The sequence below is a fragment of the Flavobacterium gossypii genome (genome assembly GCF_014138495.1).
Classification (GTDB): domain Bacteria; phylum Bacteroidota; class Bacteroidia; order Flavobacteriales; family Flavobacteriaceae; genus Flavobacterium; species Flavobacterium endophyticum.
This window is the reverse complement of the sequence record NZ_JACJIS010000003.1, coordinates 127,681-149,293: the sequence shown is the minus strand read 5'-3', so window position 1 is coordinate 149,293 and position 21,613 is coordinate 127,681. Positions and strand designations below refer to the sequence as shown.

Annotated in this window: 19 protein-coding genes; 18 read left to right on the top strand and 1 reads right to left on the bottom strand. The window is 34.4% G+C overall.

All coding sequences use genetic code 11. The features are described 5' to 3' along the window. The 13 genes from GGR22_RS13715 (at nt 1) to GGR22_RS13655 (ending at nt 15,802) form a co-directional block, all read left to right on the top strand. A complete protein-coding gene (locus GGR22_RS13715) occupies nt 1-1,137 on the top strand; it encodes a glycosyltransferase family protein (protein WP_182494135.1) in 1,137 nt (378 codons plus the stop codon). Beyond that, the gene (locus tag GGR22_RS13710) at nt 1,134-2,144 is read left to right on the top strand and encodes a hypothetical protein (protein ID WP_220477666.1); all 1,011 of its coding nucleotides are present in this window, start codon (nt 1,134-1,136) and stop codon (nt 2,142-2,144) included. Before GGR22_RS13715 ends, GGR22_RS13710 begins: the two co-directional genes overlap by 4 nt. Next, entirely contained in the window at nt 2,144-3,100 is a 957-nt protein-coding gene (locus tag GGR22_RS13705) for an acyltransferase family protein (protein WP_182494134.1), read from the top strand. The genes GGR22_RS13710 and GGR22_RS13705 overlap by 1 nt, the downstream gene beginning before the upstream one ends. Nucleotides 3,101-3,115: 15 nt before the next feature. Next, on the top strand, nt 3,116-4,642 hold the full coding sequence (locus GGR22_RS13700; protein WP_182494133.1) for a lipopolysaccharide biosynthesis protein: 1,527 nt from the start codon (nt 3,116-3,118) through the stop codon (nt 4,640-4,642). A 2-nt stretch (nt 4,643-4,644) separates the two neighbouring features. After that, nucleotides 4,645-5,589: a hypothetical protein gene (locus tag GGR22_RS13695; protein ID WP_182494132.1), complete on the top strand. Its 945-nt coding sequence runs from the start codon at nt 4,645-4,647 to the stop codon at nt 5,587-5,589. Nucleotides 5,590-5,603: 14 nt separating this feature from the next. Continuing rightward, nucleotides 5,604-6,911 carry a glycosyltransferase family protein gene (locus GGR22_RS13690; RefSeq protein ID WP_182494131.1) on the top strand — a complete coding sequence of 436 codons (1,308 nt, stop codon included), beginning with the start codon at nt 5,604-5,606 and terminating at the stop codon, nt 6,909-6,911. Between the two features lie 4 nt (nt 6,912-6,915). Continuing rightward, complete coding sequence (locus GGR22_RS13685; RefSeq protein ID WP_182494130.1) at nt 6,916-8,052, top strand: glycosyltransferase family 4 protein; 1,137 nt, start codon at nt 6,916-6,918, stop codon at nt 8,050-8,052. Nucleotides 8,053-8,063: 11 nt separating this feature from the next. Next, entirely contained in the window at nt 8,064-8,666 is a 603-nt protein-coding gene (locus GGR22_RS13680; RefSeq protein ID WP_182494280.1) for a sugar transferase, read from the top strand. Next, nucleotides 8,656-9,270, top strand: a complete 615-nt coding sequence (locus GGR22_RS13675; protein ID WP_182494129.1) for an acetyltransferase — start codon at nt 8,656-8,658, stop codon at nt 9,268-9,270. Before GGR22_RS13680 ends, GGR22_RS13675 begins: the two co-directional genes overlap by 11 nt. A 10-nt stretch (nt 9,271-9,280) precedes the next feature. Further along, the gene (locus GGR22_RS13670; protein ID WP_182494128.1) at nt 9,281-10,420 is read left to right on the top strand and encodes a DegT/DnrJ/EryC1/StrS family aminotransferase; all 1,140 of its coding nucleotides are present in this window, start codon (nt 9,281-9,283) and stop codon (nt 10,418-10,420) included. A 251-nt stretch (nt 10,421-10,671) separates the two neighbouring features. Next, nucleotides 10,672-12,609, top strand: coding sequence for a polysaccharide biosynthesis protein (locus GGR22_RS13665; RefSeq protein ID WP_182494279.1), 1,938 nt, complete (start codon nt 10,672-10,674; stop codon nt 12,607-12,609). 53 nt (nt 12,610-12,662) lie between these two features. Next, on the top strand, nt 12,663-13,442 hold the full coding sequence (locus GGR22_RS13660; RefSeq protein ID WP_182494127.1) for a polysaccharide biosynthesis/export family protein: 780 nt from the start codon (nt 12,663-12,665) through the stop codon (nt 13,440-13,442). A gap of 5 nt (nt 13,443-13,447) precedes the next feature. Beyond that, nucleotides 13,448-15,802, top strand: a complete 2,355-nt coding sequence (locus tag GGR22_RS13655) for a GumC family protein (protein WP_182494126.1) — start codon at nt 13,448-13,450, stop codon at nt 15,800-15,802. A 45-nt stretch (nt 15,803-15,847) separates the two neighbouring features. Here the strand turns inward: GGR22_RS13655 and GGR22_RS13650 are convergent, their stop codons facing one another. Next, nucleotides 15,848-16,582: a tyrosine-protein phosphatase gene (locus GGR22_RS13650; protein ID WP_182494125.1), complete on the bottom strand. Its 735-nt coding sequence runs from the start codon at nt 16,580-16,582 to the stop codon at nt 15,848-15,850. 206 nt (nt 16,583-16,788) lie between these two features. Here GGR22_RS13650 and GGR22_RS13645 point away from each other — a divergent pair, with 206 nt between their 5' ends. The 5 genes from GGR22_RS13645 to GGR22_RS13625 are packed head-to-tail and all read left to right on the top strand — an operon-like array spanning nt 16,789 to nt 21,603. Next, on the top strand, nt 16,789-18,072 hold the full coding sequence (locus GGR22_RS13645; protein WP_182494124.1) for an ABC transporter ATP-binding protein: 1,284 nt from the start codon (nt 16,789-16,791) through the stop codon (nt 18,070-18,072). Between the two features lie 7 nt (nt 18,073-18,079). Further along, nucleotides 18,080-18,886 carry a class I SAM-dependent methyltransferase gene (locus GGR22_RS13640; protein WP_182494123.1) on the top strand — a complete coding sequence of 269 codons (807 nt, stop codon included), beginning with the start codon at nt 18,080-18,082 and terminating at the stop codon, nt 18,884-18,886. Between the two features lie 11 nt (nt 18,887-18,897). Next, the gene (locus tag GGR22_RS13635; RefSeq protein WP_182494122.1) at nt 18,898-19,824 is read left to right on the top strand and encodes a glycosyltransferase family 2 protein; all 927 of its coding nucleotides are present in this window, start codon (nt 18,898-18,900) and stop codon (nt 19,822-19,824) included. A 29-nt stretch (nt 19,825-19,853) separates the two neighbouring features. Further along, on the top strand, nt 19,854-20,678 hold the full coding sequence (locus GGR22_RS13630) for a hypothetical protein (protein ID WP_182494121.1): 825 nt from the start codon (nt 19,854-19,856) through the stop codon (nt 20,676-20,678). Nucleotides 20,679-20,706: 28 nt separating this feature from the next. Then, nucleotides 20,707-21,603, top strand: coding sequence for a glycosyltransferase family 2 protein (locus GGR22_RS13625; RefSeq protein WP_182494120.1), 897 nt, complete (start codon nt 20,707-20,709; stop codon nt 21,601-21,603). The last annotated feature ends 10 nt before the right edge of the window (nt 21,604-21,613 follow it).

Below are 21,613 nucleotides of genomic sequence, written 5' to 3'. Positions count from 1 at the left end.
ATGGAAAGAGAAATAAAATATATAGGATTATATGATATTGCTGGAAATGGTGTGAGGGTATCATCGCCAGCAGCAATTAGTAAGATGGATTATATTTGTAGTTCAATCTTAAATGCAGGATATAAGTTGCATTTGATATCTCCTTCGTGGTTTTATGATGAGGTAAAAAACAAACCGCTTCTTAGAAAAACTGTTTTAAAAGTAAATAGAAAAAAGCAAATAACTTTTTCGCCAAGTATTGCGTTTTCAGGAAGAATTACAAAATTTATCAAAATATTTTTTTCTTTATCATGGCTGTTTTTCTTTCTTCTCAAAAATGCAAAAAAGAATGAAAAGATAATTGTATACCATTCTCCTTGGCTATGTCTTCCTGTCTTATTGGCAAAAAAAATAAAAGGATTCTATCTGGTTTTGGAAGTGGAAGAAATTTATTCGGATGTTTCGTCTTTGCATTCTTTCTTTGATAAACTTGAGATAAAAATATTTAAAGCTGCAGATTCATTTCTGTTTTCCACGGATCTCCTCGTTGATAAAATAGCAAAAGGCAGGCCTGGTTATGTAATATATGGAAGCTATACTGTCAATGAGATATTTGCAAAGCCGATACAGGATGGTAAAATCCATATACTTTATGCCGGAATTATTGACCAGATTAAAGCAGGAGCATTTAATGCGATTGAAAGTGCGTTATTCTTAAATGAAAATTACGTCCTTCATATTATTGGCTTTGGAGAAGTAGATATTTTGAAAAAAAGAATTGAAGAAGTAAGTCCGGTTTCTGCCTGTAAAATTCTTTTTGATGGGGCATATTACGGAGATGATTATATCAGGTATGCACAACAATGCCATATAGGGCTAAGTACCCAAAAAATGGAAGGTAAATATTTAGAAACCTCATTTCCAAGTAAAATATTATCCTATATGGGCCTTGGTCTCAGGGTAGTGTCTGGTAAGGTTGACTGTGTTGAAAAATCGAAAATAGGAAATCAGATTTATTTTTATGAAAATGATTTTCCTGAGGAGATAGCACGGGCAATACAAAAAATAGACGTTAATTTGCCTTATAATAGCAGAGAAACAATCAAATTATTAGATGAACAATTTATAAATGAGTTAAGAACAAATATACTGAAATGATGCAGAATGATAAAAAACCATATTTAATTGATATACCCGTTTTGATCCTTTTCTTTGCACGTCCAAGACCGTTGGAAAAGGTTTTTGAACAAATAAAAATTGCAAGACCATCAAAATTATATTTATATCAGGACGGTCCTAGGCTGAATAGGCAGGACGATATTGAAAATATTAAACAATGTCGTGAAATTGTTGCAGACATAGATTGGGATTGTGAAGTAAAACACATGTACCAAGAAGAGAATTTTGGATGTGATCCTTCTGAGTTTATTTCTCAAAAATGGCTTTTTACTAATGAAGAACATGGGATTGTTCTTGAAGATGACGATGTTCCTTCTCAAAGCTTTTTTAGATATTGTAATGAACTTTTACACTATTACAAAGATGATGAACGCATAAATATGATTTGCGGAATGAATCAGATGGAGGTTTATGAAGACACGCCTTATAGTTATACATTCTCAAAATCTGGTTCCATTACGGGCTGGGCTTCATGGCGAAGAGTTTTTGATAAATGGGAAGAACATTATGATTTTTTAAAAGACGAATATGCCCTGAAAAGTGCAAAAGGTGTTTTGGGAACTAAAGCCTATAAACATTTTGTCCAAAATGCCACAAACCACAAGAATAGCGGTAAGGCACATTATGAATCTATTTTTGGTTCTGCAGCAATTTTAAACAGCAGGCTAAATATTGTTCCTAAATATAACCTGATTTCTAATATTGGAATAGATTCTAACGCCACACATGGAGCCACTTCTATGCACATACTTCCCAAAGGAATTAAAAAAATATTCTACATGAAACCTCATGAAATTGAATTTCCTTTAAAACATCCCAAGTATGTCATTGAAGACGTGAACTATAAAAAAAGAATAGATAGAATTATGGCACATGGACATCCATTTGTAAAAATGTACCGTTTTTTTGAATCTATAACTTACAGGGCTTTAGATGGAGATTTTAAAAGTATTCTAAACGGAGCAAAAAGACGATTTAACAAATAATGAGCCACAATACAACTCCAGAAGTTAGCTCTTCTTTCAATATCGCAAAGATATTTTCCATCTTATCTGTGATTTTAGCACATTCGAGAATTAATGATGATTCTTATTATAGTGCCATAGCTGAGAGGATAGGCTGTTTAGGGGTAGTAACATTTTTTTTTATTTCAGGATTTTTTTTCAATATATCCAAGTATGGAACAGGAAAATTTTTCAAAAAAAAAATAACCAGCGTCATTATACCATGGGCATTTTTGGGTTCTATCACTTTTGTTATAAGCGATCATCCGAAAAATTTTATTTCCTGGTTTAATTGGGTTATTGGAAACGGAACATATTTGTATTACCTGACAGTATTGATCTTTAGCTACGGAGTTTTTGCATTTTTTAATAAAAAAATATTTGCGTATGTTTTTATATTTTTAAACATAATTTCTCTATTTATTACAAGCCAAGGATATCTGCAGTATATTAATTTGCATGAGATAAATAATTATTTAAACCCATTTAATTGGATAGGTTTCTTCTCTCTCGGTTATATTATAAAGGATAAATTTACAGATGTACTTCATTTTTTGAATAAATACGCCATTTACGTACTGATAACGTATGTGATTTTTCTTTTATTTTCGGTCAGGCTTGAAGACGAATATGGGTATTTTTCAAAATTTGCATTAGTAAATGAAGTGATGGGAATGCTCTTAATTTTTTCAATTTCTACTTTTAAGTTTTTTAATAGAGTTAATTTTTTAAGGATAGCAGATTTTACTTTTACCATATATTTAACCCACTTTTTGGTTTTTCCTTTGAGAAGATTTTTGATTCAGAATTATTGGTCACAATTTTTAAATCCAATTATCTATATGTTAGCCTGCCTTTTATTGATATGGATTGGAAGAGAGGTTGCCAAAAGAATAAACTTGCTGAAACTATATAATACATTGTTGGGTATTCGATAATCTAAATTGTATTCGATGAACAGTTCAAGTCAAATTAAATTAGGAGCTATCATATCTTATGGTGCAATAGTATTTAATATTATTGTAGGCTTCCTATACACGCCCTGGATGATTAAGCAAATAGGCAAATCAGATTATGGTTTGTATATTTTGGTTACGGCATTTCTGTCTTATTTTGTGATGGATTTTGGTTTGGGACAGACAATTGCACGTTTTCTATCCAAATACAAGGCAAATAATGAGCCCGAAAAAATAAACCAGATGTTGGGGCTTACTTCAAAGTTTTATTTGCTGATTAATGGCTTGATCCTGATTACGCTAATTGTTGTTTATTTTTTTATAGAGCACATATTTGTTGAGTTAAGTCCAGTTGAAATTGAAAAGTTTAAAATAGTCTATCTGATTGCTGGCGGTTTTAGCTTGATTTCCTTTCCGTTTATGCCGTTGGATGGAGTTCTGATTGCCTATGAACGCTTTGTTCTTTTAAAATTATGCGACATCATCAGTAAGGTAGGAATTGTAATCTTAATGATCATAGCATTACTGTTAGGCTATAAGCTATATGCCTTGGTTGCCATAAATGCAGCCATTGGAATGCTTATTATAGGCATAAAGTTTTTCTATCTCTCAAAGAAAACATCCGTTAAGATTGACTTCAGGTATAAAAGCAAAAAACTCTTGGGAGAGTTGGTCAAGTTTTCTTTTTGGGTATCGATTATCGGAATTGCACAAAGGCTTTTAATCAATATTGCTCCGTTTATTTTGGGTATAGTTTCCGGAACAGAGCAAATAGCCATTTTCTCAATCGGAATCATTATTGAAGGTTATACCTGGACATTAGCACATGCTTTGAACGGTTTGTTTTTGCCTAAAGTGTCACAACTTGATACACAAAAAAATAATCTTCATGAGATCACCAATCTGATGATTCGGGTTGGCAGGATTCAATTGATATTGATGGGACTATTAATCATAGGACTTGTGGTTCTTGGACAAGAATTTGTAGTTCTATGGATGGGAAGTGGTTTTAGTGAGTCATATTATGTTATTTTGCTATTAATCTTGCCGGGATTTGTGACCCTAACCCAGGAAATTGCCTATACCTATTTATTTGTTATAAACGAATTGCGATATAGAGCCGTGATATTTGTAGGTGCCTCTATTCTCAGCGTTATAATCTCTTTTATTTTAGCACCTCATTATGGAGCTATGGGATGTGCCATAGGAATCTTTTCTGGCACTATGCTCTGTCATGTTATAGGTATGAATTTTATCTACTGGAAAAAAATAAAACTAGAGATACCACGATTTTTTAAAGAATGCTATTACAGCTTGATTGGAACTTTTGTATTGACGCTTTCTGTCGGATTTTTATTGAATTATTTTCTGCCGGCAGAAACTTTGATTCGTTTTTCCTTTAAAGCTGTTCTTATATCTCTTTTTTATATAATTTCGGTATGGTTTACGGGACTGCGTGCTGACGAAAAAGAACTTTTTAAATCGGTACTTTTAAAGCTGGCAGCAAAATTTAAAAACAAATAATCATGATTTTTATAAAAAGCCTTTTTAAAACAGTTTACAAATACTCCACGGTACGGTTTTTAAAGAAAAGTGTTCCACAAGGACAAGTTGTGGCAGGTAAAAAAGTTTTAGATATCCAACAGGCAAATAAGATTATCTACGAAGGAATCCTATCTGGCAAACCATTTATGGCAGGCAGATACGGAGGGTGTGAAAATGATATTTTGGCGAGTTATTACCTGCACAAAAAATTAGGTGCTCCTATATCTAAATTAAAATTCAATTATTTGTGTTCCAATGCTGGATTTTTTCCCAAGGATATTTCTCTTTTGCAAGGATATGTAAATGAAATGGAAACTGCAGCTACGCAGGTTGATATTCTTGGCGCCTGGAATTGGTTTTTAGAAGATTATATCATCGGGACTTTTGCTCCTCAATCCCAAATTACGACACTTGGAAATTTAGAACCCTGGTTTTCTGAAAAACCATGGAGTGCAGCTTTAAAAGGAAAGAAAGTATTGGTTGTACATCCGTTTCAGGATTCAATCGAACTGCAATATAAAAAAAGAGAACTGTTATTCCCAGGTTCTGATATTTTACCAGAATTTGAATTAAAAACATTCAAGGCAGTTCAGTCAATAGCAGGCAATCAGCCGGAAGGATTTGAAACTTGGTTTGACGCATTGGATTATATGACAAGAGAAATTGAAAAGATTGATTTTGATATAGCCATTATCGGATGCGGAGCCTATGGTTTTCCTTTGGCAGCAAGAGTGAAAAAGATGAACAAGCAGGCGATACATTTGGCAGGAGCAACACAATTATTGTTTGGTATAAAAGGCAGTCGTTGGGAACAGGGAAATTATAAGCCGATTTTTGAGAAAATTTTCAACGAAAATTGGATTCGCCCTTTAGAAACAGAAAAGCCTAAGAAAGCAGAAGCTATTGAAGGCGCTTGTTACTGGTAAATCTAAATCAAGGAATGAAAAAACAGCCAAAAGTTTTAGTAATAAGTCGTGATTCCTGGAATGATACGAACAATAGCGGGAATACTTTGTCCAATCTCTTTCAAAATTGGGATGCGGAGAATATTGCCAATATATACTGCAGAGACGAAATTCCAAACAACAAGATTTGTTCAAATTATTTCAAAATATCAGAAAGTCTTCTTCTTAAGAAACTCCTGCGGAAAACCCCCGTGGCGGGCATCAAGGTTCACAGACAAGAAACTGTTCTAGCCACATCTGAAGTCAAAGATGAGCAGAATGAGAAGAAAATCTATGACTTTTTTAGAAAAAATAGATTCCACATATTTTTATGGGGCAGGGAACTACTTTGGAAAATGGTAAACTGGAAAAGCAAAGAATTAAAAGATTTTATTAAAGACTTTAATCCTGATGTTATCTATTCGCCTTCGTATGATTCCTTTTACATGCATGACATTTTAAAATTTGTCCAAAAAGAATCAGGTGTAAAAGTCGTATATTTTCACTGCGATGATTTGGTTACTTACAGGCAATATTCCTGGTCGCCTTTGTATTGGGTAAATAGATTTGTCCTTCGGAAACATATGGACAAAAGCATACGATTGGCAGCTAAAAACTATTGTATCATTGATGAGCAATCTAGAGTTTATAAAAAAATCTATAACCTCGATTTCGATATCTTATATAAAACAGGAGATTTTACAAATTTTCCACCAACACATTCTCCAAATGTACCTTTAAAGCTAATCTATACCGGTAATATAATTTATGGAAGGATTCATAGCCTATTTTCTATAGCTGATGCTTTAAAGACGATTAATTCAAATGGAATTAAAGCAACGTTATATTTGTATACTGCAAATGAAATTACTCCAGAGGTAAGGCACAGATTAGAAAGCTCCGGTTCGGTTGAAATAATGGGCAAAGTTCCGTATTCTCAAATTCCGGGAATTTTAAATGATGGCGATATACTCGTACATGTGGAGTCTTTTGAAAAACAGCAGATGTTAGCCACTTCTCTGTCATTCTCTACCAAAATAGTAGATTATTTAGAAGCTGGAAAACCTATCTTTGCAATGGGTTGGAAAGAAGCAGCATCAATCAAATATCTTTATGATAATGGCATTGGCGTTACGGCAAACAATAATCAGGAAGTTTTAGATAAGTTAAAAAATCTAATTGACCATACAGAAAGCTTAAATGATAAGGGCTTAAAAGCATGGAATTTTGGAAAAGAAAAGCATAATAAAAAAGATGTACTAAAGAATTTTGAGGATAATCTGGAAGCCCTAAAAAAGGAATAGCGCTATGAAAAAGAAAATTTGTTTTATAGTATCTACTCCTTATACGGCAAAAGCTTTTTTGGAGAACCATTTTGAAGTGCTTTCCAAAGATTATGATGTTTACCTTGTGGCTAATTTGGACGACCCGGAAATTAAAAATTATTCGAATGGCTACTTACAGGAAGTAAAGCACATACCCATTTTTAGAAAAATTAGTCTGTTAAAAGATATCAAAGCACTGTTTCTGTTGATTCGTTATCTCAATAAGAACAACTTTGATGTGACGACAACGTTTACACCCAAAGCAGGACTTATAGGTATTCTTGCCAGTAAGATAGTAGGCGTAAAGAAGAGAGTTTATTTTTTTACCGGACAGGTTTGGCATACTAAAAAAGGAGTTTTTAAAAAATTTCTGATGACTTTGGATAAGTTTGTGGTGGCTTTAAGTACAGATATAATTGTTGATGGAGAGCCACAAAGAAATTTTTTAATAGAAAATAAAATTATCAAACCTAACAGATCAATCGTGTTAGGAAAAGGAACAATAAGCGGTATTGATATTTCAAAATTTTCGTTGAAAAATGAAATCAGAGAAAAAATCAGATCAGAATTTAACTATTCTCCGGAAGACTTCGTTTTTATGTTCCTAGGAAGATTAAATACAGACAAGGGCATAATGGATTTAGTCCGGGCTTTTAAAAAAATCAATGCAAAGTATCCCGAAGCAAAGCTTTTGGTAATTGGACCTGATGAAGAGAATATAAGCGCAAAAATCACAGCGGAGTTAGACCAGGGAACTTATACTTTGTATGGTTCTACGGATAAGCCCGAAAACCTGATGCAAGTAGGAGACGTTTTTTGCCTGCCTAGCCATAGAGAAGCATTCGGCTTAAGTATAATTGAAGCTTCGGCTTGCGGGAGACCAATATTGTGCAGTGATACGTATGGACTTAAAGACACTATTATAGAAAATGTTACAGGTTTAAGACATAAAGCTCATGATGTAGATTCCATTTATAATCAGATGGAAGTTTTGATAAAAGATAGTACATTAAGACAAAATCTTGGGATAAACGGCAGGAAGTATGTTGAAGAACATTTTTCAAAAAACATCCTGACAGGACTATGGCGTGAATATTATAATTCGTTGCTAAAAAACTGATTTAGTACATGATATATAAAAGATATATAAAAAGAATAATTGATTTTAGTTTGTCCCTGATGGGATTTATATGCTTGTTGCCCATATTTTTGGTAATAACGATCTTTTTGTTTTTTGCCAATCAGGGAAAACCTTTTTTTGTACAGAAACGGCCTGGGAAAAATGGTGAGATTTTCAAAATAGTCAAGTTTAAGACTATGAACGATAGGAAAGACAAGCAAGGCAAACTGCTTCCTGATGCTGATCGATTGACCAAAATTGGTGCTTTTGTCCGTAAGACTTCACTTGATGAGATTCCGCAGTTGATAAACGTTATAAAAGGAGATATGAGCCTTATAGGTCCTAGGCCATTATTGGTCCACTATCTGCATTTGTATTCGGATTTTCAGAACAGAAGACACGAAGTGAAACCTGGAATTACGGGTTGGGCTCAAGTGAATGGCAGAAACGCCATCAGTTGGGATAAAAAATTTGAACTAGACGTTTGGTATGTTGATAATATCTCTTTTAAATTAGATATGAAAATACTTTTTATGACAGTAAAAAAAGTAATAATAAGTGAAGGTATAAACGCAGCAGATGCTGCCACAATAGAACCTTTTAATGGAGAATAACATTGTATTATATGGAGCAAGTGGGCACTGCAAAGTAATTATGGATTCCGTTTTTTTGCAGGGCGATACTATAGAAGCTATCTTAGATGATAGCCCGAAGAAAAAGCATCTTTATGAAATTCCTATCATTAAAGCGGAAGATTTTAAAGTGAGCAGCGACACTCTTTTGACCATTTCTATTGGGGATAATAAGGTTCGCAAAATGATATCTGAAAAAATCAGTGCAAAATTTCATACGGTAATACATCCAAAAGCCATACTTTCTGAATATTCTTCCATCGGAGAAGGAACAGTAGTGATGGCGGGAGCTATTGTAAACCCTGACTCAGTTGTTGGGAAACATTGCATTATTAATACAGGCGCAGTAATAGATCATGATTGCAACATAGGCGACTATGCCCATATTTCACCAAATGCTTCATTGGCAGGAGATGTCAAAGTAGGCGAGGGGACACATGTTGGCATTGGAGCCTCTGTAATACAAGGCGTTACGATTGGGAAATGGGCGGTTATCGGGGCCGGATCAGTAGTGTTGAAAGATGTTGAAGATTATGCTGTTGTTGTTGGAAACCCAGGCAGAATTATAAAATATACAGAAAAATAGATAAGATAAAATGAGCAATCAAAAAATATGGCTTTCTTCCCCACACATGGGAGGAACCGAGCAAAATTATGTCAATGAAGCTTTTGAATCCAATTGGGTTGCACCGCTAGGGCCAAACGTAAACGGATTCGAAAAAGATTTAGAAAAATATATCGGACAAGAGAGCTTTGTTGGAGCTCTGAGTTCTGGTACAGCAGCTTTACACCTGGGCCTAATAATTCTAGGAGTGAAAGCTGGAGATGAAGTAATCTGCCAAAGCATGACATTTTCTGCGTCTGCCAACCCAATTATGTATCAAGGAGCGACGCCAATTTTCATTGACAGCGAAAAAGAAACCTGGAATCTTTGTCCAATTGCTTTAGAAGAAGCAATAATTGATAGGATAGCAAATGGCAAAAAACCAAAAGCAATAATTGCGGTGCACCTTTACGGTATGCCATACAAAGTAGATGAGATCCATGCAGTAGCAAAAAAACATGAAATTCCTATTCTAGAAGATAGCGCAGAAGCACTGGGAAGTCATTATAAAAACCAAAGATGTGGTACTTTCGGAGAAATCGGAGTATTGTCATTTAATGGGAACAAGATTATAACAACTTCTGGAGGCGGTGCTATCGTAACCAAAAATCAAGAGGCCAAAGACAAAGTAGTTTTTCTTTCTACGCAAGCCAGAGATAATGCGCCACATTACCAGCATAGTGAAGTGGGTTATAATTATAGGATGAGCAATATCTGTGCGGGAATTGGTCGCGGTCAGATGGAAATCCTAGATAAGCATGTAGCTTTAAGAAGAAAGATGCATGATTTTTATGCAGATTATTTTAAAGATATTGATGGTGTAACCGTATTAAGCGAGCCTAATGAAGATTATTTTTCAAACCATTGGCTTTCTGCTATTGTGATAGACCCTTCTAAAAATAATGGCAAGACAAGAGAAGATTTACGATTGGCTTTAGAACAAGAAAATATTGAAAGCCGTCCACTATGGAAACCAATGCATCTTCAGCCTGTTTTTGAAAAATATCCTTATTATGGAAAAGATGTTTCTGAAAAATTATTTGACAACGGACTTTGTTTGCCTTCTGGATCTAACTTATCTGATGACGACAAAAATAGAATTAAGACGGTTTTAAATAACTTTTTTCAATAAAAAGCATAATTAAAAAATTATCATAATTTTAAAAAATAATTGTGATATTGTAGCGTCTGTTATGATTTGCAGGGGATTTATTAACAAAAATAGTTAATAAATACTTAAAATTTTAGTATTTGCTTAACATAGTTCTTTTTTACATAACTTTGCCAAGCAATAGCCGGACTATTAGAATTTCCCCCAAATTAAAAAAATAAAAATTGAAAGAATTGGATAAAAAATCCTTTAGATCTGATTTGTTTACGGCAATGTCAGCGCTAAAATTAAATTTTAGTTTTAAGAATTTGGGATATCTTCCCAGATGGGTAGTCTTATTGTTGGATTTGAGTATTGTATTTGCTGCAGGGCTCATAACATACCTGTTGCTAAAAGGAATTAAACTTACCTATATTCCTGACGGCTATCTCTTTTATGGGACAATTCTTTATTTTGCTGTAAATATTTTTTTCTTTTGGGTTTTCCGAACCTATTCTGGAATTATACGACACTCCTCTTTTATTGATGCTGTAAAAATATTTTTCGCCCAATTTTGTGCTCTTATAACCTTGGTATTTGTCAATTTTGTATTCATGCTTGATCATGAATATAAAATATTCCTGAATACGGGTATATTCATTAATGGAGTAATTTCTTTCTGTTTTTTGTTTTTCTATCGTATTGTAGTAAAGCAGACTTTCGAAAAATATCTTAATATTTCAAGAAAAGACGGACAGATGAGAGCCCTAATTTATGGGTTTGACAACAATGCAATAGCGGTAGCCAATGCTTTAAGGTCAGAAAATCCAAGCCGATTTAAATTAATTGGTTTTATTGATAAATTTGGACAGAATAGCTCAAAAAGAATTCTTGACCTTCCTATTCTGCAGCTCAAAAGAAGAGTTCCTGTCGTAATGCGTTCTGTTGGAGCCGAAGCTTTAATTATTGCAGACAAAACACTTACCAAAGAAGAAAGACTAGCTATCGTAGACGAATGCCTAGAATACAACTATAAAGTATATACAATACCATTAATTACGGATTGGGAAAATCAAGAGGAAATCTCGAAAAACATTAAAAGTTTCGAGATTCAGGATCTGCTAGAAAGAAAACCGATTGTTCTAGATACACATTCTATATCTTCTCAATTAAGAGGCAAAACCATTATGGTTACTGGAGCTGCTGGTTCTATTGGAAGTGAAATCGTAAGGCAGATTATAGGATTTAACCCAAAAACAATCGTTATTCTCGATCAAGCGGAAACGCCTTTGCATAGCTTGTCGCTGGAAATTGCAAATTGCAATCCTGAGATAATGATTCATAACGTTTTGGCTGATGTAAGGAATAAACAACTTCTAAAGCAGGTTTTTAAACTATACCAACCGCAAGTAGTATATCATGCCGCAGCATACAAACATGTGCCCTTGATGGAAGAGAATCCTTCACAAGCAGTATTTACAAATATATTAGGTACTAAAATTCTTGCCGATTTATCCCATAAGTATAAAGTAGAACGTTTTGTTATGGTTTCTACAGATAAGGCTGTGAATCCAAGCAGTGTCATGGGAGCGAGTAAAAGAATTGCAGAAAAGTATGTACAATCTTTGAATTATAAATATAGGAATGATTCTGAGAATAACGGAACTAAATTCATTACCACACGATTTGGAAATGTTTTAGGATCCAATGGCTCAGTCGTACCGCTTTTTAAGAAGCAAATCGAAGAAGGAGGGCCTATCACAATTACGCATCCAGACATTATACGGTATTTCATGACTATTCCAGAAGCCTGTCAATTAGTTCTTGAAGCAGGTGCTATGGGTAATGGAGGCGAGATTTATATTTTTGATATGGGTGACCCTGTTAAAATTATTGATTTGGCAAGAAAGATGATTAAGCTGGCAGGTTTTATGCCCGACAAACAAATAAAGATTAAGGTAGTAGGATTGCGTCCTGGTGAGAAATTATATGAAGAATTGCTAAACGATACAGCAAAAACACTTCCGACACATCACGAAAAAATAATGATTGCTGAAGAAATTTTTGATGATTTTGATGCAGTCAGCGAGGCTATCCATGATTTGATAGACAGCTCAGAAATTACTTCCAACGAAGAAATTGTTGCAAAAATGAAATTTATTGTTCCCGAATTTAAAAGTATGAATTCTGTTTTCGAAACATTAGACAACAATCACGTAGACCAAATATAGTCGCTCGACTAGTGTGTTAATTGTTAAATAGTATCTTTGCACTAAAAACCCATATGAAACAGCTGATTTATTTTAGGCCAATAATTTTAATTTTTTTATCGCTAGCGGTCTTTTCTTGTGCTTCAAGAAAAGATATGACTTACTATCAAAACATAGATCAGCTTTCAAAGCTTGAAAATTCAACATCTTACGAAACAAGATTACAGCCAGATGATTTACTTATGATTGTCGTTATGGCCGAAAATCCAGAAGTAGCGGCACCATTTAATATGCCATCTTTAGTATTGCAGTCAACATCTGAAGTTGAAAATCAGCAAGTTAGAATGAATAGTTATCTAGTTGATTCTAAGGGATTTATTCAATTTCCTATACTTGGAGCTATCCAGCTCGGTGGTCTGACAAGAACAGAAGCTGTTGCTAAAATGACTAAAGAGCTTGAAAAATACATAAACAAGCCGTCAATAAATCTTAGAATTCTCAACTATAAGATTACGGTTCAGGGAGAGGTTACACAGCCAGGAATTCATACTATTACTAGCGAAAGAATCACATTGACGGAAGCATTAAGTATGTCTGGCGATTTGACCGTTTATGGCAAAAGAGATAATATCTTGGTCATCAGAGAAGAAAATGGTAAAAAACAAGCGACAAGAGTAGATATTACAAAAGCAGACTTTTTGAATTCTCCATTTTACTATCTTAAGCAAAATGACGTGGTATATGTTGAGCCCAATAAAACAAAGATTAATTCTTCTGTAGTTGGCCCAAATACAGCAATCGTTCTTTCTTCTATATCTTTATTGGTAACTATAATAGCCTTAACTATACGATAATTAATATGAGCGACAAGCAAGAAATTCCGCATGAAAATCAAGAATCTGATTTTAATATAAGAGAACAGATAGAGCAATATCTTGTGCATTGGAAATGGTTTGTACTTTCAGGAATTATTGCTTTAGGCGTGGCTTTCCTGTATCTAAGATATACAACTCCATTATTTAGGGCTACAGCTACAATTTTAGTAAAAGACGACAAAAAAGGAGGATTGGCTTCCGAACTTTCCGTTTTATCAGATCTAGGGGTCGGTACTTCAAAAAGTAATGTTGATAATGAAGTTGAGATTTTAAAATCAAGGACTCTGACAGAAAAAACAGTAAATGAGCTGCATCTAAACGTTAATTACATAAGCCACGGTCGAGTTAAATCTTCAGAGCTTTATAAGGCTTCTCCTATTATAGTAGTTTTTTCACCATTAAATGAGCAATATAAAAAAGAAACACATGTATTTACTGTTGAATCTGTAGATGCAAACAAATTCAAGCTTTCTAGGGATGAAGATGTAGAATTAGGAATTTTTCAATATGGAAAATTAATTAAAATTCCTGAAGGCACACTTTCTGTTTCAAAAACTAACCTTGATGAGAAACAAGAAGCTTTTTCTATGGATTGTATCATTTATCCTATTGAAAGTACCACAAATTATTATAGAGGCGCCCTAGGAATTATTCCTGTTGGTAAAAATACAAGTGTCATAGAACTTTCTGTTGTTGATCCAAACTCACAAAGGGCTGCAGATTTTCTAAATACTCTAGTGAATATCTACAATCAAGATGCTATTGAAGACAAGAATATTGTTGCCGAAAAAACATCCGATTTTATCGCTACACGTTTGAAGCTAATTACAGATGAACTTACAGATGTAGAAAAAGATGTAGAAGGATTTAAGAAACAAAATAATCTTACAGATATTCCAACTGAAGCCACCATGTTTCTTGAAAATGCTGCTGAATATCAAAAGAAGCTGATTGAAACGGAGATCCAGTTAAATGTTGTTGCATCGATGCGACAGTTTTTAAATTCAAGCGGTCCCGAAGACCTCATTCCAAGCAACCTTCTTTCTACGCAGTCTGAAGCATCGGAATTAATAACAGAATACAATAGGCTTATTATTGAATATAGTAGGATTGCAGCGGGAGCTACTAAAGAAAATCCAGTAGTAGTAAATGCAGCAAAGAAGATTCAGGCAATGAAATCAAACATTAGCCAAAGCTTAAACAGAATGCAATCTTCTTTAGCAATTACAAAGAGAAATTTAGACAGACAAGAATCCTTAATTGGCGGTAAGAAAGCCGAAGTGCCACGTCTAGAAAGAGAATTCAGGATTATTGACAGACAACAAAAAGTAAAAGAAGCTTTATATCTTTATCTTCTCCAAAAAAGAGAAGAAACTGCTTTAACTCTTGCTGCAACAGAGCAAAGTGCAAAAGTTATTGATGCAAGTTATTATTCTGGAGTTCCAGTTTCGCCTAAAAAAAGCGTTATTTATCTTATTGCTTTAGTTATCGGGATAGCTATTCCAGGTGCAATTATTTATTTGCAAGAATTGCTGAATACAAAAATTAAAGGCAGAATGGATATTGAAAAACGTCTGGCAATTCCATTCCTAGGAGATGTTCCTAAATCTGAATCACATGAAGAAATGATCAATACCAATAGCCGCTCTAGTTCAGCTGAGGCGATCCGCATTGTGAGAACCAATTTAGAATTCATGCTGACAGGTGTTGAAGGCGACAAAGGAAAGACGATTTTTGTCACTTCGACAATTCCAGGCGAAGGGAAGACTTTTATTTCTGTAAACTTAGCTGGCACAATTGCACTATCTGGAAAAAAAGTACTGCTTGTAGGAATGGATATTAGAAATCCGAAATTAGCAGAATATATACCAATTAAGTCTGAGGGAGTTACAAACTACCTTTCGAAACATGATAAAAATTTAGACAGCTATATTACGAAGCTTGATAATTTTGAAAATTTCCATGTACTATCTTCTGGAGTTATACCTCCAAATCCGGTAGAGCTTTTGATGAATGACAAGATAAATAAGATGTTTGCTGAACTAAAGGAGGCTTACGATTATATTATTGTAGATACAGCTCCAGTAAGCGTTGTTACGGATACGCTATTGATTGCTAAAAATGCAGATGCATTTATTTATGTGGTTAGAGCAAATTATTTAGATAAGCGATTGCTTCATATACCAGAAATGTTCTATAATCAAAAGAAATTACCAAACATGTCTCTTGTATTAAATGCTACAGAGGTAACCAAGAAAGGCTATGGCTACGGTTATGGCTACGGTTATGGAGTTCAAGAAGAAGTAAAACCTTGGTACAAAAACATATTCAAGAAATAAATATCTTACAGAAACAGAAAAGCCCTTTTTAAAGGGCTTTTTTTATTATCGTTTAAAAAAGTTATTACCTTTTATTGCTTCTTTCAATGCGGTTGTATCTGAGAATAATAATTTTTTGTCAAAACTTCTCAAGTGATTTTCGTGATGCAGGTCAGAACCCGTAAAATCAATCATTCCTTTTTCTAGAAGCTTTTGCGCAACCTTGGCAACGCCTGATCCATAATATCCTACGGTCGAAAGAAGGTTTAACTGAAACAAACAACCGGCCTTCTTTAATTTTTTATACTCGTCAAAATTATTGTGATAAAAAATATACCGTTCTGGATGCGCCAATACAGGCTGATATCCCGCCACACGTATGTTGAAGATGATCTCATACAATTGCATGGGTGGATTGATATAAGACATTTCCACAAGAATATAATTGTCTTTTAGCGTAAGTAATTTCTCAGATTCGATTAGCTTTGAGAAAGAATCATCCATCATGTATTCTGCGGCGGCATTAAACAATGGATTTATATTTTCTTGTGCAAGCTTTTCAGTTGTTGAAGCAAGAAGCGTTTCAATTCCAGACCTTGAATTGTCCCAGATATTTTTGATGACATGAGGAGTCGTGATGAACTGCTCAAAACCTGTTTTCTGTAAAGATTGGACCAGAAAAAGTGTGGTTTCGAAGTTTTTAGAGCCATCATCAATTCCCGGTAACAGGTGGGAATGGATATCAACATAGCTCTCAATAAGGTCTTTAAGAATCGGCTTGTTTTTAGTAAAGAAGAACAAAGTTGTATGGATTTAAGATTCAGTTGCAAATTTATGGCATAAATTTAATAATCCTTATTTTTTATAACAGAATATATGAAACGGTGCAGTCTTTAGAGGTATTTTGACAAGACGGAATCGTTTAAATTAAATTTCTTATTGCATTATAATTGTTATATTTGGCAGGCCACATTACAATCGCAACATTTTAAGTTTCTACCACAAAAATGAGCAATGAAATAATACTGAAAGCTGAAGGAATCTCAAAACAATACCGCTTAGGTAAAGTGGGAACAGGAACACTCAGCCATGATCTTAACCGCTGGTGGGCAAACATCCGCGGCAAAGAAGATCCTTACCTTAAAGTAGGCGATGTCAATGATCGTTCCTCAAAAGCCACATCAGATTATGTCTGGGCTTTGCATGATATTAATTTTGAAGTCCACAAAGGCGAAGTTTTAGGCATAATTGGCAAAAATGGAGCTGGCAAATCAACACTGCTCAAAATACTTTCAAGAGTTACGGCACCGACAACCGGAGTCATAAAAACAAAAGGGCGCATTGCTTCTCTGTTGGAAGTAGGAACGGGTTTTCATAGCGAAATGACCGGGCGGGAAAATATTTACCTGAACGGGGCCATTCTCGGAATGACCAAAAAAGAAATCAAATCTAAAATTGATGAAATCATTGAGTTCAGCGGCTGCCAGCGTTATATTGATACGCCTGTAAAAAGATACAGTTCTGGAATGACGGTTCGTTTAGCATTTGCCGTCGCTGCCTTTTTAGAACCTGAAATTTTAGTTGTCGATGAAGTACTAGCTGTTGGTGATGCCGAATTTCAGAAAAAAGCTATTGGAAAGATGCAAGACATTTCAAAAGGCGAAGGGAGAACGGTTTTGTTCGTGAGCCATAACATGGCAGCGGTCAAGGGTTTGTGTACTAGAGGAATTCTGCTCGAAAAAGGACAAGTTAGTTTTGAAGGCGCGGTGGAAGACTGTATTGACCGATATTTAAAAAATGCCGAACAGCAGCCGTATAGAGATTGGAGTGTTGAAGAAGCTCCGAGTTCCGATTTTATCAAGCTGAAGGAAGTTAAAGTTTTAGACTCTACTGACAAAGTAGCGCTAAACCATCTGATGTCGCAGGATATAAAAGTAGAATTCACCTATGAAATTTTAAAAGAAGGGCAGCGGTTTACGCATGGTTTTAATTTGTTCAACAATCAAGGACTGCATATTTTGAGTTCACATGACAAAGACTCTTCAACTTTAGAAGAACCTCTTTCTTTAGGAGTGCACAAAAAGACCATCACCATTCCTAAATTTCTTTTAGCCGAAGGGAGCTACACCTGCAGTTTTGCCATCATGCGCTACAAGCCCTTTTTTGTAGAATTTCATGAAATGGATATTGTAGGCTTCAACGTGATAGAAATTAAAAATGATACATCCGCACGGGGTGATTATTCAGGAAAAATACCTGGAGTAGTCAGGCCGTTATTAAACTGGGAATAAAAGCATAATGAAAAACTGGACAGGAGAAAGGCTGGAAACTTTCGTATATAACAGGATAGCAATCGAACATCTGCACAGGTATTCTATTGCAACAGAATATTGCAGTGATAAGATAGTCCTCGATATAGCTTGTGGCGAAGGTTATGGTAGCCATTTGATGAGCGAAAAAGCTTCTTTTGTTTATGGAGTTGATATTGACAACGAATGCATTTCACAGGCAAAGCTGAAATACAAAAAACAAAACATTGAGTTTTTAGTCGGCAGTACGAGCAAAATACCTTTAGAAGACAATTCTGTTGATATTGTCGTAAGTTATGAAACGATCGAACATCATGATGAACATGATGAAATGATGACGGAAATAAAAAGAGTGTTGAAACCAAACGGCCTATTGATTATTTCTACTCCAGATAAATTGTATTATTCTGACATGAGGAAACTGGAAAACGAATTCCATGTGAAAGAATTGTACAAAGAGGAATTTTCAGACTTAGCATCTCGATATTTCAGCCAAACTCAATTGCTGTCGCAAATTTATAATAATGGCAATTCCATGGTGCTGGACGAGCAGTATCTCAAAGAATTGAAATTCTTTTCAGGAGATTATGCTGCAATTAGAGAAAAAAAATGGAATGCACTCTTTTTAATAATCATAGCTTGTGACGGCGATTTTAAAAGACAAAACATTTCAGTTTTTGACGGAGGAAGCATCAGCAAGAAAGAATTGGTGAATGAAATCCAAAATAGCGCTACCTATAAAGCAGGACATTTTATATTAAGTCCGTTTAAGTTTTTGAAAAGAAAATTAAAATAAAAGAAGAGTATATGTCGGAATCTGCGTCCATGGATCATAAAATATATGTCATAATTGTGACCTATAATGCCATGCGTTGGATTGAAAAATGTGTAAATTCTGTTCTAAATTCCTCTTATAAAACTACGTTAGTAATTGTCGATAACAATTCGTCAGATGCTACTGTAAAAACCATTAAAAATAAATATCCCCAAGCCATTCTCGTAGAAAATAAAGAAAATTTAGGCTTTGGGAAAGCAAACAATATCGGACTGAAAATAGCTTTGGAAAAAGGAGGAAACTATTTTTTACTGCTAAATCAAGATGCTTATCTGAAAGAAGACACGTTGCAGAAATTGATGCTTCAAATGGAAACTCATAAAGGCTATGGAATCTTGAGCCCGATTCATTTGGATGGACAAGGAAATCAGATTGATTTGTATTTCCAAACCTATATCAATCCAAGCAATTGTAAGAACCTGTATTCTGATATTTATCTGAATAAAAAAATGAAGCCGATCTATGACGTCAGATTTGTCAATGCCGCCATTTGGCTGCTTTCCAAAAAAACGTTGCATGAAGTAGGAGGTTTCAATCCCTATTTTTTTCATTATGCAGAAGACAACGATTATGTCAATAGATGCAAGTTTAAAAGCTTAAAAGTTGGCGTTGTACCCGATGCTTTCGCCTATCACGACAGAGAACAGCAAGTCAGAAATTCTAATCCTAGAAATTTGGCAAATCTTCAGGATTTAAAGCTCATGAATCCTAGCAATAATTTGTCTGTGAACAAAATGATACGACTGACCTTCAAGAAAGCAATTAAAGCGCTGGTTAATTGGAATAAATCCGATTTTTTAGATTCGATACGATATCTGAAAAAACTCTACAGTAGTAAAAAACAGGTTGCAAAAATTAAGAATGAAATAAAAAACAATCCTTATCCTTTTCTTAACTAATTCTCTCTAATAGTAAATAACTCCACCAAATGAATCAAGATTTAACTAAAATCTTAGCTGTATTAGTTAATTACGGAAACGAACAGCTTCGTTTTCTGGAAAGAGTTGTGGCCGAATTGAAGAGCTTTAAAAAATATGACGTCACGATAATCGTAAATTCGAATATCGACCTGAATATCGACGGAATTGACATAGTAAATGTTTTTATATTAGACGATTATCAGTTATTGCCCTTGACTTGCCGAACGACTATTTGGGAAAACAAGGATAATTTTGATGTGTTTTTATATGGAGAAAACGACCATTTGTTTACCGAAAAGCATATCGACAACCATTTGAGCTATTCCAAAATACTGCCTAAAAACAGGATTACGGGACTGATACAATTTGAAGAAAACGAAACAGGAAAATATTATCCGGCCTATCATTTAGATTTTGAATGGGATTTTAATTCTGTTGAAATTTATAACGGGAAAAAGTTTGCCCATTTTTCAAACCTTCACCAAGCCACTTTCATATTGACTAAGGAACAGCTAGCGAGAATCGGAAAGCAGCTGGATTTTAAAGAATTGGTAGTAGAAAATACTTTGTATTCTAAGATAGCCCGAAAAATTAAAAAGACGCTAGGATTAAAAATCGAAAGAACCAACAAATACAGCAGCAAATGCAAAGTCAATACCGATGTTTTCCAATTTGGAGGCATGAAAAAAATGATCTGCGTCTCTGATTTTGAAGATAACCTGATCCATCATCTGCCTAACATTTATATTGACGGACTGCACGGAAGAAGCAAGCTCCGTTCTGATGAAAAAAGAATGACAGAATCTCTGGCAAAATTATTAGGAACCCAATAATATCCGCTGTTTAACAGCGCTACTGTTCATGCTTGCAATTGTTATTCCATATTATAAAATTCGCTTCTTTGAAGCAACCCTAGAATCTTTGGCCCAACAAAGCAATAAAGATTTTAAGGTGTATATTGGCGATGATGCAAGCAACGAAGACCCAAGTGATTTGTTAGAAAAATATAAAGACAAAATTGACTATTCCTATCAAAGATTTGATGCTAATTTAGGAAGCCAATCGTTAGTCAAGCAGTGGGAAAGGTGTATCGCATTAGCAGAAAATCAAGAATGGATAATGATTTTGGGAGATGATGATGTGCTGGGTGAAAATGCTGTCGAAGAATTTTATAATCATTTCCAAGAAATCCAAGCAGAAGAAATAGCAGTTGTCAGGTATGCGACCTATAAAATAAATGAAGAAGGAAGTCTCATTTCTACTGTTTATCAACATCCAAAAATCGAGAATTCAATTGATTCGTTCTTTAGAAAAACTAGAAGCTCATTGAGCGAATATGTTTTTAGAAAGGAAAAAATACAAAAAATAAGATTCAAAGATTTTCCATTAGCATGGTTTTCAGATGTATTAGCCGTAATGGAATTTTCGGATTTTAAAAATATATTTACACTAAACAACGCGGTGGTCTATGTGAGAATATCTTCCGAAAGCATTTCAGGAAGTTCTTTTTTCAACGCTCAAAAACTAGAAGCAAGCTTCAGATTTTACATCTATTTGTTAGACAAACATTCACACTATTTTAATCCTGCCCAAATTAATTACCTTATAGAAAAGACGCACAATTGCTATTTAACCAATAAAAAGGTAATTTCGTTTCTGTTGAGGATAACAAAATTGCATCTAAAAAAAGGATGGATACGAAGCTATTTCAGTTTCATTACGATAATTGCAAAAAGAGCTTTGAGGTATTCCAAATAATAAACGACAG